The organism is Ignavibacteria bacterium (assembly GCA_036262055.1).
Lineage (GTDB): Bacteria > Bacteroidota > Ignavibacteria > Tepidaquicellales > Tepidaquicellaceae > DATAJP01.
Genome location: DATAJP010000003.1, coordinates 1102533 through 1119540, shown reverse-complemented (window position 1 = coordinate 1119540; position 17008 = coordinate 1102533). Strand labels below are relative to the sequence as shown.

Genomic DNA, 17008 nt, shown 5'->3' with positions numbered 1-17008 from the left:
GCTTTATTTAAATAAGCGGCTTTTGTTTATGCAGAATGATTATCAAAAATATTTAATTCCTAATGTTATTGCGCGGCTTTCAAATATGGAGCTTCGCGCTAAGCTTGTTGTTGAGGGATTTATGGCAGGGCTACATAAGTCGCCGTATCATGGCTTCAGCGTTGAGTTTGCCGAGCATCGTCAATATATTCCGGGAGATGATTTAAAGTTTCTCGATTGGAAAATTTTTGCAAGAACAGAGAGATATTACATAAAGCAATTTGAGGAAGAAACAAATCTTAAATCTTATATATGTCTCGATATCAGCAAGTCAATGGATTTTTCTTCTCAAAAAGAACAAACAGTTAAGAATAAAACAAAAAGTTTGTTTAAGAAAGTTTTGAATAAGTCTTTTGAAGCGGCTGATAAAAATTCAGATGACGTAATTACAAAACTTGAATACGCTTCTTATCTTGCGGCATCACTTGCATATTTAATGCTTATGCAAAGAGATGCTATTTCACTAACTACTTATGACGTTAAAAGACAAAGTTACATTCCTCCTCGCGCAACTCCGAATAATTTAAGACAAATTTTAAACACCCTGACATCTATTAAGCCGAGTAATCAAACAGGTACTGCAAGTTCACTGAATGAAATTGCTTCCGGTATAAAACGCAGAGGGCTTGTTATAGTTTTGAGTGATTTATTCGATGAACCGGAAGAAGTGGTTAAATCATTGAAGCACTTCAGATTTATGAATAATGAGGTGATTGTATTCCAGATTTTAGACCCGATTGAGATGAATTTTCTTGAGGGCAATCCTGTAACTTTAATCGACATGGAAACAAAAGAGGAAATGTATTCGCAGCCGTTTGCAATACAAAAAGCTTACAAGGAAACGATAAAAGAATTTCTTGAAAATTATAAGAGCCAATTAAAAAATAACGGCATTGATTATCAGGTGCTTTCGACGGAAACGTCATTTGATAAAGCCCTGCTTACTTACCTCGCAAAAAGAACCAAGCTAAATTAATAGGAGCGTGTTTTTTCGTTCCAGATTGGTTCGGTTAAACGATAATCGCCAAATCCTGTATTATCTACAAAAATAAATCTTCTGTTTACGTCATAATAATCCCAGATTTCATATGGTTTTGTGCCTTCCGTGAAGGGGTGTCTTTCAATATTGCTCGGGTCTCCGAAAATTATGTAAACCATTCCCATATCTGTTTTCCAGCCGGGGAAATGAGTTGAATATCTTTCGTTTGCAATTCTCACACGGTTGTAATAATCCAGCATTACCTCATTTTTTGCAGTGTTTGGCGTCGGGTCCTTGCTACGCCAGAAGTTTATAAACGCTTTTTCTTTTTCAAGACGTGTCTTTGCGTTTCTCAGTTTATCAAATTCATCTGCATTTGCAAAGTATATACACTGTGCAATTGCAACATCCAAATCTTTTATAGTAACGGGAAAATCAGTCCATCTGAAATTAAATTCTTTTGTAACAAGATTTTTGTTCTCAGCTTTATCGGAAATTTCGATTGAATAATTTCCCGTCAGGAAATCCTCAGAAGAGAATTTTTCAATTTTTTGGTTCTTGCCGGGTTTCAAAATATAATCAAATGTTCCAGCTGAGACGATATTCTTCTTGTTGTTGTCGATTTTTGAAATTTTATAATCGAATTTTTTTTCTATGTTTGCATCACTGAGATTGTTAACTTCAAAAAAAACATAAAAGGTTTTATTGCCTCCGACATTCTTTGTAACAAGCGGAGTTATGATTTTCTTACCGTCTTTGCCTTCTTCATAGTTTGAAACAAACATTATATCACTCAGAGTAAAATCGGAGCTTTGAAAGTTATTAACGTGTATAATGCTCGATTCAGAAAATTGGTTCTGGTTATTTTTATCTCTTATTTCGACTTCAACTGAATACTTGCCTGATGGTAATGAGAAAGATTTGATTATATATTCAGAGTTATACTTGCTTTTCAGGCGGTCGTCTTTTGTATATGAAATATCAGACGAAAATTTTTCATTGACAAATGCTTTATTTGTTTCATCAACGATGAGAATAGAATATTCAATGTTTGCAGTATATTTATTCTGAGAGGAAATAAATTTAAATTGAATATTTTCCAGAGGTATCTCTATGTATATATCAACTCTTGAATTTGCGGAGGAATCACCTGTATAAAAAACAATCGGGTCTATGTAAAAATAATCCTTCTCGTAGTTGAGATTAGTTATCGATTTCTCCTCGAGCTGAGAATAGGATACATTACTTGCAAAAAATAATGCAAGAACAATTAAAAACGTTTTTGTAATTTTAAAAAATTTCATAGTTTAAGTCCCTCCGGATTAATTTATTACTTCGCCAAAGAGGTCAAATTCTTCAAAGTCATTAATTTTGACATTATAAAATTCACCTGCTTTGAGAGGGTTAACAGGATGCACAAAAATTTCCTGGTCAATTTCGGGTGCGTCTTTATAGCTTCTACCAATGTAGTAATCATTTTCCTTTCTATCAATCAAAACTTTAAGGACACTTCCGACGGTTTTTTCGTTAGATTCCAATGAATTTTCCCGCTGTGCTTCCAGGAGCAGTTTTTGCCTCAATAGCTTCTCTTTATACGGAATTTTGTCAGGCAAGTTAGCGGCGTAAGTATTATCCTCGTGAGAGTATGTAAAAACGCCAAGACGGTCAAACTTAAAATCTTTCACAAAATTGAGCATTTCCTCAAAATCTGCTTCTGTTTCATCCGGATAACCTGTAATTAAAGTCGTTCTGATAGCCATTCCATCGGCATTTTTCCGTATCGATTCCAATAAATTCATCTGTGTCTTTTTGGTTATTCCCCTGCGCATTGATTTCAGAACGTTGTCGGATATATGCTGAACAGGTATATCTATATATTTTATTAACTTAGCATTAGTTCTAAAGGTTTCCAAAAGGTCATCAGGAAAACGTGATGGATATGCATACATAAGACGAATCCATTCAATTCCGTTTATTTCCGAAATTGCATTTATAACATGCGAAAGATTTCGCTTTCTATCGGTATCAAAGCCCCAGTAAGTTGTGTCCTGCCCGATGATGATTAGTTCTTTTACACCCTTTGAAGCCAATTTCTGAGCTTCAATTAAAATATTCTGCAAAGGTTTTGATTTGTGTTTTCCGCGCATGATTGGAATCGCGCAGAATGAGCATGGATTATCACAGCCCTCGCTGATTTTTAAGTATGCAAAATGTTTTGGAGTTGAAAGCTCGCGTTCGCCGAGAAGTTCGGATTTGTAATTACAGCACGCGGCATTTAATATGTCGATAATTGTTTGCGGCTTATCGGTTGCGCCGAAATATTGGTCAACTTCAGGAATGTCTTTTTCGAGTTCCGGTTTGTAACGGTCTGAAAGGCACCCGGCAACATAAACGCTTTTTAAATGTCCTTCTTCTTTGCGGCGAACTGCTCTCAATATGGTATTGATTGATTCTTCTTTTGCTTCTTTAATGAAACCGCATGTATTTATGATGAGATTTTCGGCATCATTTTCGTCTTCGACGATTGTGATGTCATTTGATTTTAATTGTGCTAAAATAAACTCCGAATCTACAAGATTTTTCGAGCATCCGAGCGTTATAAGCTTAAATTTATCTTTCTTAACTTTCATATTTTAAAATAACTTATATAGGGGTAAATTTTAAGTCAGAAATACTCTACTTTTAGTGGGACAGACATTCTTGTCTATCCCGACAAGCAGGAATGCCTGTCGTACCCACGTTTCTTTTGTAGGGGAAGCATTAATACTTGTAAAGACTATTATCAAAGCATAGCAAAAGATTTTCTATTTTTGTAAATTAATTACACAACTTTTTATCAGGGGAATTACCACTTCATTGAAAGAATTTATTCACTTACATAACCATTCTCATTTTTCTCTCTTAGATGCAATTTCTACCATCGACGGACTGATAAACGCAGCAGTCGAAGACAACATGAAAGCTGTTGCATTGACCGATCACGGAGTTATGTACGGCGCGATGGAGTTTTATAAAAAAGCAAAAGCTAAGGGAATAAAACCAATCATCGGCTGTGAGGTTTATGTTGCGCAGTCTGGGACAAGACACGAACGCGGAAGAAAAGATACCGATATTGATGCTTCCACAGAAAGTTCCGACGGACTTGCCTCAACAAACATAAACTATGCGCATCTCATTCTTCTTGCCAAAGATGAAATTGGTTATAAAAACCTGATGAAGATTGTTTCCATCGGACATATGGAAGGTTATTATTATAAACCAAGAGTGGATCTGGAAATTCTTAGGCAGTATAACAAAGGGCTTGTCGCAACATCCGCCTGTGCCGGAGGCGTGATTTCGTGCTATATTACGCGAAATGACCTTGAAATGGCTCGAAAAATGACGGGAGTATATAAAGATATTTATGGTGAAGATTTTTATCTGGAGATACAAGACCACGGCTCAATAGATGCAGAAAAAAAAGTGTTGAGAGAAATGCCGAAGCTTGCGAAAGATTTTGGCATAAAATTGATTGCAACAAATGACGTGCATTACATAAAGCACGAGCATGCCGTTGCTCATAATATTTATTTAAACATCAGCGCAAAGCAAAGCAAAAGCAGTATTCCGGTTGATGTGATAAATGATTTGCGTTACGGCACCGACCAGATTTATTTCAAGACGGCAAAAGAGATGACCGAATTGTTTAAAGATTTTCCTGAAGCAATTCAGTCAACTCTTGAAGTAACTGAAAAATGCAATCTTGAGCTTGACCTTTCGAAGAATCACATGCCGAATTTTAAGATTCCGGGAGAAGAGAAGAAAGCAAAAACTCTTGAAGAATATCTTGAAAAATTATCACGAGAAGGTTTAAAACAGCGAGTTAAGGAAGTTACAAAAGAAGCTGAAGACCGTCTTGCGTATGAGCTTGGTGTAATTAATAAAATGAACTTTGCGGGATATTTCCTGATTGTGATGGATATTATCAAAACCGCAAAGGAGAAGGGCATACTTGTCGGTCCGGGGCGGGGAAGCGCGGCGGGAAGCTTAGTTTCATATTGCATTGGCATAACTGAAGTTAATCCGCTTGAGTATGATTTGCTTTTTGAAAGATTTCTGAATCCGACAAGAATATCAATGCCCGATATAGACATGGATTTTCAGGATGACAGACGAGATGAATTGATTCAGTATGCAAAAGAAAAATACGGAGAGAAATCCGTTGCGCAGGTGATAACGTTCAATAAGCTTGCTCCTCGCGGTGTTTTGAAAGACGTCGGCAGAGTTTTGAATTTTAATTTCGATGAGATAAATAATCTCACTAAGCACATACCGATTGTGTTCGGCAAGGTTACTTCTCTTAAGAAATCTCTTGAGGAAGTTCCTGATTTTGGAGTGTATTTCAAAGGGGGGAATGCCGATGAAAAAAAAGCACGAAAGAGATTGTTCGATTACTCGACCGTTCTTGAAAATCTTAATAAAAACTCATCTCTTCATGCATCGGGAGTGGTTATTGCACCCGGGGATATAACGGATTATGTTCCGCTCTCAAAAGTAACAGGCGAAGATAATCTTTTCTGCACGCAGTATGACATGAATCAGCTTGAAGATGCAGGGTTGATTAAGATGGATTTTCTCGGATTGAAGGAGTTGAAAGTAATCGGCAAGACGCTTGAGCTTGTAAATAAAAAGTATAATTTAGATTTAACGACGGAAAAAATTCCGCTTGATGATAAAAAGACTTATGATTTATTTTCAGCAGGTGCAACTGTCGGCATATTCCAGTTTTCAAAAGGGAAGATGCGCGAGTCTCTTGCAAAGCTGAAGCCGAAAAATATCAATGACCTTTCTGCGATGAACGCTTTATATCGCCCGGGTCCAATGAAATTGATTCCTGAATTTATCGATAAACGTTTCGGAAGAAAACCGATAAAATATTTACATCCACTTCTTGAAAATTCCTTGAAAAGCACTTACGGAATTATTGTATATCAGGAGCAGGTGATGCAGATTGCGCGCGACCTTGCAGGATTCTCTATGGCTCAGGCAGACAATATGAGAAAGGCAATGGGGAAGAAGATTAAGGAAAAGATGCAGCAGATTAAAGAAGAGTTTGTTGCAGGTGCGGTTAAGAATAATGTTCCGAAAAAAGTTGCCGAAGAAATTTATAATTTGATTCTGGATTTTGCTGATTATGGCTTCAATAAATCTCACGGAGTTGCTTATTCGATTTTAGCTTTTTATACTGCGTATCTTAAAACGCATTACCCGATTGAGTTTCTTGCAGTATCGATGCTTTGCAGAAAAGACAGCGATACTGAAATTCAGGAGCTTGCAGTCGAAGCTAAAAAAATGGGAATCAGGCTGCGACCACCAAGTATTAACGAAGCGGAGATTGATTTTAAGATAAATTATTTTGATGATGAATCATCTTTTGGAAGTCATTCCCGCGAAGGCGGGAATCCCAGTCAGGATTCTAAAAAGAAACAAATCGGTGAGATTATTTACGGACTAAGCGCATTGAAAAATGTCGGTGAAAAAGCAGCGCAGAATATTATACTGGAAAGAGAAGCAAACGGAAAGTACAAAGGTTTTATCGATTTCATGAAGCGGGTTGATTTGCGTCTTGTGAATAAGAAAGCTTTAGAAAGCATGATACTCGGAGGTGCGTTCGATGAGCTCGAGCCGAACAGAAAGAAATTATTCACGCACATGGAACGCGCGACTGCTTATGCGATTCATTATAAAGAGCGACCTGAATCAAAAGGTCAGGAAGGTCTTTTCGGCGGAGCAGAAGAAGAACAAAAAAATGAAGATTATATTTTAGATAACTGCGAAGATTTCAGCGAGACCGAAAAGTTCATAAGAGAAAAAGATGTAGTCGGGTTTTATCTAACAGGTCATCCGCTTGATAAATATGAGAAAGAGATAAAAAGCTTTACGACATTAAGCTTCAATGCGGACTTAAACGAGATAAATTTGAATCAGATTAATCCTGTTAAGATGTGCGGAGTTATTCATGATTTGCAGATAAAGATCTCCAAACGCGGCAAAAAGTTTGCTATTTTTAAGCTGGTGGATTTCTTCGGAAAGGGCGAATGCGTGGCGTTTCCGCAGACTTATGAGGAAAAAATGAACTTATTCAGAGAAAATGCACTTATAGTAGTAGAGGGAAAAGCCGAAGAAAACGGGGATGAAATAAAATTAGTCTTAGATAATATTTATTCGATAGACGCTTTGCACGAGAAAAACGCAGCAAACATGCAGATTATTTTGCATAAACAGTTCGACCCTGAGAAGCTTGATAAGATTTTTGAGGAAATCAGCAGGCATCCAGGGGGTAGCTGCAGACTATTCTTCACAATTGTGAATAATGGCAGCACAAAAAAATATTTATCGAGAGAAATGAGGGTAAATCCCAAACAAGAACTAATTTCAAACTTGAAAAATATTGTTGGTGAAACTAACTTAATTATAAATTAAATATATAAAGGAAAAAATAAATGAAAGCATTAGAAATAACAGATGCAAATTTTGCCGCCGAAGTTGAACAATCCACTATTCCTGTATTAATTGATTTCTGGGCTGTATGGTGCGGACCTTGCAAGATGATTGCTCCGATTGTTGAAGAGCTTGCGGGCGAGTATGAAGGTAAAATTAAAATCGGAAAGCTTGACGTCGATAACAATCCTAACGTAGCAATGAAATTCGGTATAAGAAGCATACCTACATTACTCATTTTCAAAGACGGTAAGGTAGCTGACCAGATAGTAGGCGCAGTTCCAAAGCCGCAAATCGTTTCAAAGCTCGAAGCACAACTTCAGACAGCATAAATTATTTCACAATCCTGTTCCGGAAAAACCGGGACAGGATTACTCTTCTTTTTATTCCCCGATAATTTTTACTAAAACTCTTTTATCTCTCTTCCCATCGTATTCACCATAGAAAACTTGTTCCCACGGACCAAAATCCATCTTGCCGTTTGTGATTGCAATGACTGCTTCACGTCCCATGATCGTGCGTTTTAAGTGAGCATCGGCGTTATCTTCAAAGCCGTTATGTTTGTATTGAGAATGCGGTTTTTCGGGAGCGAGCTTTTCGAGCCATACTTCAAAATCCTGATGCAAACCTGATTCATCATCGTTGATAAATACGCTTGCAGAAATATGCATCGCATTGCAGAGCATGAGACCTTCTTTGATTCCGCTTTCTGCCAAGCAGTCTTCAAGCTCGGGCGTGATGTTGATATATGCGCGTCTGGTTTTTGTATTAAACCAGAGTTCTTTACGGTAAGATTTCATTTGTCCTCCTCCTAAATCCTCCTCCAAAGGAGGACTTAAAAGAATATTTATTTAAACGGGTTTTTGAACTTATATAGAACAGGAACTTTATTTGCGAAATATTCCATGTCCTTTGCAGTAAGCTTTTTCTTATCGAACACATCAGGATTGTAAACTTCTTTCCACGGGTCGAGCGCAACATAAATTGAACCTTCGTTATCAAACGTGATTGATTCGGGAGAAAAGCCCATAATTTTGTTTATCTCAGGATAACCTGGAACGGTTAAATTCATATCGGCAACACCGTAATCGGCAACACTGAAATCAGGATTAAATTTTATGCAAAATATTTTTTTCTGATTACGGTCGATGCAGTATAGTTCATAGTCATTGACTGCATAAAGCCCGCAAATAGTCATAATACCCAAATCATGCGTATTAATTTTTTTAAGAAGCTTTAAATCATCATCAAGAATGTAAATATATGTGCTGTCGCTGAAAATTATGTCGGAAATCATTGCATTCTCAAGCCCCATAAAATAAAAATTCGGACTTTTCGTCATTCCTTCAATGGCAACATTAACCCGGGTAAATTCAAACACTTCTGAAGGGACATTTATTTTTTTTATTGCGGTAATTGTGTCGCAGGAAATTAAATTACCATTTGTCTGCAATTCAAAAACACCTTCATAATTTTTGAAGTCATAAACAATGTTACTATCGTTAACGTAGCCCTCGATTGATATAAGCAGTTTATTATCAGATTTTCTAAAAATAATTTCTTCAAAATCTTTTTTTCTGAAATTTTGCAGAAAAGATTGCGCTGCTGCACTCAAATGGATTGAATCTATCCGAATCGTATGAGGAAAAATATTTTCGTTGATGACAACTCGTCTTATCACACCAATATCATCTGCGACGATAAAATTTTTTATATTAGCACTGTCGGAAACTATGCAAATGCCGGAAGTTTGATTTGTGTAATGTCCATCGCTGTCCTGCATCCAGATTGGGTAACCCGGAACAGGATCGACGGTTTTAGAAAGGTATGTTGAATATACAACAAGAGAAACAATTATTAATAACGGTGTTAAAACTCTAAGCATTTCTTAAATTGATTACTTATTTGCATCCGGTTTGTCATCAGACTTGTCAGATTTTTTTGGTCTGTATATGTGAGTGCTTTGTCCAAAAAATATTTCAGCGGTTTCCATGAGTGTCTCGGATAAAGTCGGGTGCGGATGAATTGTTAGTTTTAAATCGGTAACGTTTGCACCCATTTCTACTGCAAGAACTCCCTCTGCAATTAATTCTCCTGCACCTGCTCCGGCGATTCCCATTCCTAAAATTCTCTGACTTCCTTGTTCGATTATAATTTTGGTTAAGCCGTCTGTTCTGTCCAAGGTCATTGCTCTTCCTGATGCCGCCCATGGGAATTTTGCGACTTCGTATTTTATGCCCGATTCTTTTGCTTCAGCTTCGGTGTAACCGCACCAAGCTATTTCGGGGTCAGTGAATACTACTGCAGGAATTGCATTAGGAGCAAACTCAACTTTATGTCCTGCGATGACTTCAACCGCAGTTCTGCCTTCGTGAGATGCTTTGTGAGCAAGCATCGGCTCGCCTGCAACGTCGCCGATTGCATAAATACCCGTTACGTTAGTTTTGCATTGCTTGTCGACGATTATGAATCCTTTGTCATCAACCTTAACTCCGGTTTTTTCTAAATCAAATCCTTTTGTATTTGGCTTTCTTCCTGTCGAAATCAATACGGCATCAAATTCGCGTTCATCTTTTTTCTTATCGGAAGTTTCGAAAGTTACTTTTACTCCTGATTTTGTTTCGGAAATACCTGCAACTTTTGTGCTGACTAAGATTTCTTTGAATAGCTTGCTGATTCTTTTCTGAAACACGGCAACCAAATCCCTGTCAGCACCGTTTAGCAAATGGGGAAGCATTTCGACAACGGTAACTTCCGAACCAACCGAGGCATAAACCGTTCCAAGCTCGAGTCCAATATATCCGCCTCCGATGACTAAAAGTTTCTTCGGAATTTTTTTGATGTCGAGTGCGCCTGTTGAATCCCAGATTTTATCTGAGAATTCAGGAAAGTTCGGGATGCGCGCAGGTGATGAACCTGTTGCGATGATTATATTTTCAAAAGATAATTTTTCTTTTTCTCCGCCGGATTTTTCGACTTCAAGTGTATGCGGGTCTAAAAATTTTGCTGTTCCCTGAATATAATGAACTTTTCTTTGCTTTGTTAATTGTCCGAGTCCGCCTGTTAAATTCTTGACGACTTTATTTTTCCACTCGTTGATTTTTTCGGGATAAAGCTTCGGTTCAGAAAACTCGACGCCCCATTTCGAGGCTTCCTTTGCTTCGTTTACGAGTTTCGCAATATGAAGCAATGCTTTTGAAGGAATACACCCGCGGTAAAGACACACGCCGCCGGGATTTAATTCTTTGTCAATTAATGTTACATCCATTCCAAGGTCAGCGGCAAGAAATGCAGCAGCATATCCACCCGGACCCGCACCTAAAACTATAAGTTGTTTCTTAGACATTAAAGATTTTATCGTTAAAGTGATGCCGTCAGGTCTTCTGACCTGACGGAAGACTGTCAGGAAGTAATTCCTGACAGCAAATCAAATAATTCCTAACAGCAAATTTAAATTATACGCTGTTTCTTAGACAATTCTTTTGAAAAGGGTAATGGGATGACCCAAAGGGTACCCCTTCGCTTCGCTCAGAATGACACGAAGGAAGTCATTCCCGCGAAAGCGGGAATCCCAACACATTTTATAAAAACAAATTAAATAAATTTTCCAGCGAGCCGCAGACCCAACGAAGGAATCTTGCTGCGTCGGCGCCATCAATTATTCTATGGTCATACGAAAGCGATAACGGAAGCATCAATCTCGGTTCGAATTTATCATCAACATAAACTGCTTCTTTGCTTGCTCTTGAAACTCCAAGTATTGCAACTTGCGGTGAATAAACAATCGGAGAAAAATTTGTTCCGCCTATACCGCCAAGATTTGAGATGGTGAACGTTCCGCCGTCCATTTCATCGAGAGTGATTTTTTTACTGCGAGCTTTTTCGGCAAGCTGAGTAAGCTCGATTGAAATTTCAGTGAGCCCTTTGCTGTCAGTGTTTTTAATTACAGGAACAAGAAGTCCTCTGTCGGTATCAACCGCAATACCTATGTTATAATACTTCTTGTTTATAATCGTTTGATTTGATAAATCAATGCTTGTGTTAAAATTCGGGAATTTCTGCAAAGCAAGAGTAATGACCTTCACAAGAATAGCAGTCATCGTAAGATTGCCGCCCTGCTTTTTTACCTCATCAGCATTTTTCTTTCTGAACTCCTCGAGTGAAGTGATGTCGGCTTTATCGAACTGTGTTACCTGCGGAACGGAGTTCCATGAGTTAAGCATTGTCTCTGCAGTTTTTTTGCGGACGTTAGACATCTTTTCGATTTCAATATCCCCCCATTTGGAAAAATCAGGAAGTTTGATTGCAGTCGCAGGAGATACCTTACCGCCTCCGCCTGAAGACATAGTTGTCTTTATATGTTTCTTAACATCATCTTCGGTTATTCTGCCGCTTCCGCCGCTTCCTTGTATGTCGGATAAGTCAACACCAAGCTCACGCGCTAAACGTCTAACGGACGGCGAAGCAGGAACTACTTTTGAAGGAGCAGATTTTTCTTTGGACTCTTCTTTTGGTTTCTCTTCTTTTTTGTCTTCTTTTTTTACGGATTTTTTATCTTCAGAAGCTTTTATTTCTTTCTTTGATTCTTCTTCAATTTCATCCTCATCGGCTTCATCCTTTTCTTCTTCCTCTATATTTTTTTCCTCTTCGCTTTGTTCGTTGTCAGTGTCTTCTTCTTTTGGCTTTGACTTTTCTTCTTTAGAATCCTCTTTAGATTCTTTCTTATCTTCGGATTTCTTTTCAGATTTCTCATCCGATTTTTCATCAGATTTTCCGCCGCCGCTTTCTTCAACCTTAACAATCACGCTGCCGACTTTAATCTTGTCGCCTTCTTTGACATTAATCTCCGTTACTTTTCCCGCAACGGTTGAAGGAACTTCAAAAGATGCTTTCTCAGTCTCTACCTCAATCACAGGCTGGTCAACTTCAATTGTATCTCCTATTTTAACGAGAACTTTGGTTACATCACCCGAATCAATATTTTCGGATATTTCAGGTAGTACTACTTCTTTTGCCATAGTAATAATCTTATAAGTTGGGACAGACAAGATTCCCGACAAGTCGGGACAGGTGCCTGCTCATTAAATTTTTTATACTGTTACCGGATTTGGTTTTTCCGGATTAATTCCAAAATCTTTTATCGCCTGTTTCACAACATCAATTTTTATTTTGTCTTCCTTAGCAAGACCATTGAGCGCAGAAACGGTTATGTATCTCCAGTCAACTTCAAAGAAATCGCGCAGTTCGGCACGGCCTTCACTTCTTCCGAATCCGTCAGTTCCTAAAATATACAAATCGCCGGGGAACCAATTGTCAATAGAAGATGGAAGCATCTTTAAATAATCTGATGCAGCAACGAATACGCCGGTCTCATTCTTTAGCACCTGTTTGACATAAGCTTCTTTTTGTTTCTCGCCGGGATGAAGCATATTCCATCTTTCAACTTCGGTTGCATCCATGTAAAGCTCCTTGTAGCTTGTAATGCTCCATACGTCAACCGAAGCATTGTATTTTTCTTCAAGTACTCCGGCCGCTTTAATTGCTTCGTTCAAGATGGTTCCGCTTCCGAATAAATGAACCTTATTTTTCTTTTTGTTGTCTGATTTCTTGAATCTATAAATTCCTTTCAGGATACCTTCTTCTACACCTTCAGGCATTTTTGGCATTTTGTAAGTTTCATTCATCAAAGTAAGATAATAAAAAATATCTTCGTTGTTATGATACATCCTTCTTATCCCGTCTTTAATAATGACTGCAACTTCATATGCAAATGCAGGGTCATATGCTTTTAAATTCGGGATAGGGAATGCAAGCACGTGGCTGTTGCCATCCTGATGCTGAAGTCCTTCGCCTGCAAGTGTTGTTCTGCCGGCTGTTCCGCCAAGTAAAAATCCTTTTGTGCGCATATCACCCGCTGCCCATATTAAATCACCGATTCTCTGGAATCCAAACATCGAGTAATATATGAAGAATGGAATCATATTAACGCCATGCGAGGCATAAGCAGTTCCTGCAGCAATGAATGACGACATCGAGCCCGCTTCCGTAATTCCTTCTTCAAGAATTTGTCCGTTCTTTGCTTCTTTATAATACAGCAAGCTGTCTTTATCAACAGGTTCATATAATTGTCCTGCGTGAGCATAAATACCGACCTGTCTGAAAAGTGATTCCATACCGAACGTTCTTGCTTCATCGGGAATAATCGGCACGATATATTTACCTATGTTTTTATCTTTCAAAAGCTTTGCAAGAAGCTGAACAAAAGCCATTGTGGTTGCGGCAGTGCGCTCGCCTGAGCCGGCTTTGAAATCTTCAAATATCTTTTCATCGGGCATTTTCATTTCTGCTACTTCGACAATTCTTTTCGGAACGAACCCGTTTAGCTTTTCGCGTTTTTCTTTTAGGTATTGAATTTCCTGACTGTCATCTGATGGTTTATAAAACGGAGTAGCCGCAATATCTTCATCAGAAACCGGAATAGAAAATCTGCTTCTGAATTCTTTTAATTCGTCTTCGTTGAGTTTTTTCTGCTGGTGAGTAATGTTTCTTCCTTCGCCTGATTCACCGAGCCCGTACCCCTTTATTGTCTGTGCAAGAATTACAGTCGGTGCGCCTTTATGCTCGACGGCAGCTTTATACGCAGCAAAAACTTTTGCAGGGTCATGTCCGCCTCGTCCGAGTTTTCTCAATTGCTCATCTGAGTAATTTTTTACTAATTCTAACAGCTCCGGATATTTTCCGAAGAAATCTTTGCGGATGTAATCACCGCTCGATACCGTATATTTTTGAAACTGCCCGTCAGGCACTTCAAACATTCTTTTTGCGAGCAGGTCGTCTTTATCTTTTGCCAACAACGGGTCCCAATCGCTTCCCCAAATAACTTTTATTACGTTCCATCCCGCGCCTCTGAATGCCGCTTCAAGCTCCTGAATGATTTTTCCGTTACCACGGACAGGTCCATCAAGACGCTGAAGATTGCAGTTAATTACAAAAATCAGATTGTCAAGTTTTTCGCGTGATGCAAGTGTAATTGCTCCGAGTGATTCAGGTTCATCAGTTTCACCGTCGCCAAGGAAAGCCCAGACTTTTTGTTTTGAGGTATCTTTGATGCCTCTGTCCATCAGGTAATGATTAAATCTTGCCTGATAGATTGACATTATAGGAGCAAGCCCCATAGATACGGTGGGGAATTCCCAGAAGCCCGGCATCAGCCACGGATGCGGATAAGATGAAAGACCTTTTCCGTCTGTTTGAAGCTCTCGCCTGAAATTTTCTAATTCTTTTTCTGTGATGCGTCCTTCGAGAAATGCTCGTGCATAAATTCCAGGAGTAGCGTGTCCCTGAAAATAAATTAAATCACCATCATGTTTGTCGCCTTTGCCCCGGAAGAAATGATTAAATGCCACTTCATACAATGTAGCTGCAGATGCATAGGTCGAAATATGTCCGCCGATACCGCTAAGCTCACGGTTGGCTTTGACAACCATTGCCATAGCATTCCACCGGATGATACTTTTTATGCGGCGTTCGAGTTCGCGATTGCCGGGATATGGCGGCTGATCTCCGGCGTGTATGGTATTAATGTAAGGAGTATTTGCAGTGAAAAACGTTTTTACCCCTATGTTTTGCGCGTGTAATTGAAGTTTTTTGAGAAGCTCGCTGACGCGTTCAGGACCTTCGGTTTCAAATACATAATCAAGAGAACTTAGCCATTCCTTATTTTCCTGGTCAATGTATTCTTTGTCAAATTCTTTATCTTTATTTTCAGCCATAAAATGTTATAATTCATCGGAATATATACAAATTAACATAACTAAATAAGCATATCAATTTACCTTTTTGGGACTAATTTTCTTTGTCTTTCCTGCGAAAGCAGGAATCCAGCAACGTTTCGTTGACCCTGAATCCAGTTCAGGGTGACAAAATGAAGATTTAATATATAAGGATAACCAATATTTAGTCTATATTGTTCTTTCTATTGCTTTTCCTAAATATTTTAATAAAGTTTCAATAAATAACCCCGTTCAATATGAAAAAGATAATACTAATTTTCTTAATTAAGATTTTCTTTTTTTCTCTGACATCCCAAAGCTTTGCATGGGATACAACAGCAGCAAAATTTTATCCGCTGGCAATTGGAAATTCATATACATATGTAAAGCAACAGCTCCATGACTTGGGATGTCTTCCAATGCAAATATATGGTAATTATAGAGTCAAAATTACGAGAGATACTATATTAAATAATGGAAAAAAATATTTTGTGTTTGAAGGTTGGAATAATATTCTTTCAACTCCTAATTGGAGATACCAAAGAATAGATTCTTCAACTATGAATGTATATTTTTTTGATGAGACTGTTAGTCTTGACAGACTTATGGACAGTTTAAAAGCACAATTAGGAGATACATTCAAATGTAACCGATTTACCACAACCCATTGGGCTTGGGCAAAATTTCAAAATCAAAATACAGGTTTTATATACGGACAAAACAGAATTTTTAGAAATTATCCGGCAAGAGCATCCGCACCTACACAACTTTTAGAATATAATCTTGTTGAAGGAATTGGCTTCAGAAGTTTTTCAATGTGTGAGCTTGGCGGTGTTACATATTATACCAAAGGTGCAGTCATAAATGGTATTGTTTACGGAGATACAAGTTTGACGCATGTTCAGCAGATAGGAAGTGCTGTTCCTGATAAATTTGAGTTGATGCAGAATTATCCAAATCCGTTTAATCCCTCTACAAATTTCGAATTTCGCATTGCGGATTTCGGATTTGTTAAGTTGAAAATTTTTGATATGCTTGGTAAGGAACTTGAAACGCTGGTAAATGAAAACCTTAATCTGGGTATTTATCAAGTTCAGTGGAATGCTAAAAATTTTCCGAGCGGAGTTTATTTTTATAGACTTGAGACGAATGACTTCAAAGATGTAAAGAGAATGGTTATACTAAAATAACAAACAGCCCCGAACGTCCAAGGGGCTGCAGTTCGCTGTCGAAACCATTGCGGAGGAGACGAACAGCAGAATAATCTTATGATTCAGCGAAACTTATTTTAAATTGTTAAAGCTGAAGAGCTCGTTTGCAGATAAGAGCAGGTTATTTTGTTTAGCATCGTAAATTTTCATTTCACAAGTAAAATTTTTGTTGATGATTTCTTGTGCGGGTTTGAAATAGACTCCGTGATTGCCTTTAAAAACTTCACCTTCCACGAGTGTCTGAATGTCTTTCCCATCACATTTTACTTTGAGGATAACATAACCGTCATTCACTGATTCAAACCTGATAAGAAATATATTGTTTATCTTATCGGGAGTTATATTTATATATTTAGATTGCTCTGTTTTGTTTTGCACAAAATTAATATCATTCGCATTAATTTGTGCGGCACTCACAAGAAGCAGTAAAGCTAAGCTGATAATAATTTTTTTCATTTTAATATTTTTTGTTTAGTTAAATTACTTGATTCAAAAATATGTAACTTTTTCTTTCTTGCAAAAGAAAC

12 protein-coding genes are annotated in these 17008 nt (G+C 37.9%); 4 read left to right on the top strand and 8 right to left on the bottom strand.

All coding sequences use genetic code 11. The features are described 5' to 3' along the window. Positions 1 to 28: 28 nt before the first annotated feature. Positions 29 to 1015 carry a DUF58 domain-containing protein gene (locus tag VHP32_12015; protein ID HEX2788614.1) on the top strand — a complete coding sequence of 329 codons (987 nt, stop codon included), beginning with the start codon at positions 29 to 31 and terminating at the stop codon, positions 1013 to 1015. Here the strand turns inward: VHP32_12015 and VHP32_12010 are convergent. Next, positions 1012 to 2322 carry a GWxTD domain-containing protein gene (locus tag VHP32_12010; GenBank protein HEX2788613.1) on the bottom strand — a complete coding sequence of 437 codons (1311 nt, stop codon included), beginning with the start codon at positions 2320 to 2322 and terminating at the stop codon, positions 1012 to 1014. The two genes, VHP32_12015 and VHP32_12010, sit on opposite strands and share 4 nt — an antisense overlap. Before the next feature lie 18 nt (positions 2323 to 2340). Then, positions 2341 to 3648: a 30S ribosomal protein S12 methylthiotransferase RimO gene (gene rimO / locus VHP32_12005; GenBank protein ID HEX2788612.1), complete on the bottom strand. Its 1308-nt coding sequence runs from the start codon at positions 3646 to 3648 to the stop codon at positions 2341 to 2343. Between the two features lie 226 nt (positions 3649 to 3874). Between rimO and dnaE the strand changes: the two genes are divergently transcribed. After that, entirely contained in the window at positions 3875 to 7480 is a 3606-nt protein-coding gene (gene dnaE / locus VHP32_12000; protein HEX2788611.1) for a DNA polymerase III subunit alpha, read from the top strand. 20 nt (positions 7481 to 7500) lie between these two features. Next, positions 7501 to 7830 (top strand): thioredoxin, encoded by a 330-nt coding sequence (gene trxA / locus VHP32_11995; GenBank protein ID HEX2788610.1) that lies wholly within the window; start codon positions 7501 to 7503, stop codon positions 7828 to 7830. A gap of 51 nt (positions 7831 to 7881) precedes the next feature. Here the strand turns inward: trxA and VHP32_11990 are convergent, their stop codons facing one another. From VHP32_11990 to aceE, 5 genes are all read right to left on the bottom strand, one after another. Beyond that, a complete protein-coding gene (locus VHP32_11990; protein ID HEX2788609.1) occupies positions 7882 to 8298 on the bottom strand; it encodes a secondary thiamine-phosphate synthase enzyme YjbQ in 417 nt (138 codons plus the stop codon). Positions 8299 to 8345: 47 nt separating this feature from the next. Beyond that, the gene (locus VHP32_11985; protein HEX2788608.1) at positions 8346 to 9383 is read right to left on the bottom strand and encodes a hypothetical protein; all 1038 of its coding nucleotides are present in this window, start codon (positions 9381 to 9383) and stop codon (positions 8346 to 8348) included. Positions 9384 to 9395: 12 nt separating this feature from the next. After that, positions 9396 to 10844, bottom strand: a complete 1449-nt coding sequence (lpdA, locus tag VHP32_11980) for a dihydrolipoyl dehydrogenase (GenBank protein ID HEX2788607.1) — start codon at positions 10842 to 10844, stop codon at positions 9396 to 9398. A 235-nt stretch (positions 10845 to 11079) separates the two neighbouring features. Continuing rightward, positions 11080 to 12516 carry a 2-oxo acid dehydrogenase subunit E2 gene (locus VHP32_11975; protein ID HEX2788606.1) on the bottom strand — a complete coding sequence of 479 codons (1437 nt, stop codon included), beginning with the start codon at positions 12514 to 12516 and terminating at the stop codon, positions 11080 to 11082. A 72-nt stretch (positions 12517 to 12588) separates the two neighbouring features. After that, complete coding sequence (gene aceE / locus VHP32_11970; GenBank protein HEX2788605.1) at positions 12589 to 15270, bottom strand: pyruvate dehydrogenase (acetyl-transferring), homodimeric type; 2682 nt, start codon at positions 15268 to 15270, stop codon at positions 12589 to 12591. A gap of 257 nt (positions 15271 to 15527) precedes the next feature. Here aceE and VHP32_11965 point away from each other — a divergent pair, with 257 nt between their 5' ends. Beyond that, positions 15528 to 16460 carry a T9SS type A sorting domain-containing protein gene (locus VHP32_11965; GenBank protein ID HEX2788604.1) on the top strand — a complete coding sequence of 311 codons (933 nt, stop codon included), beginning with the start codon at positions 15528 to 15530 and terminating at the stop codon, positions 16458 to 16460. A 93-nt stretch (positions 16461 to 16553) separates the two neighbouring features. Here the strand turns inward: VHP32_11965 and VHP32_11960 are convergent, their stop codons facing one another. Continuing rightward, positions 16554 to 16937 carry a hypothetical protein gene (locus tag VHP32_11960; protein ID HEX2788603.1) on the bottom strand — a complete coding sequence of 128 codons (384 nt, stop codon included), beginning with the start codon at positions 16935 to 16937 and terminating at the stop codon, positions 16554 to 16556. Between the last annotated feature and the right edge of the window lie 71 nt (positions 16938 to 17008).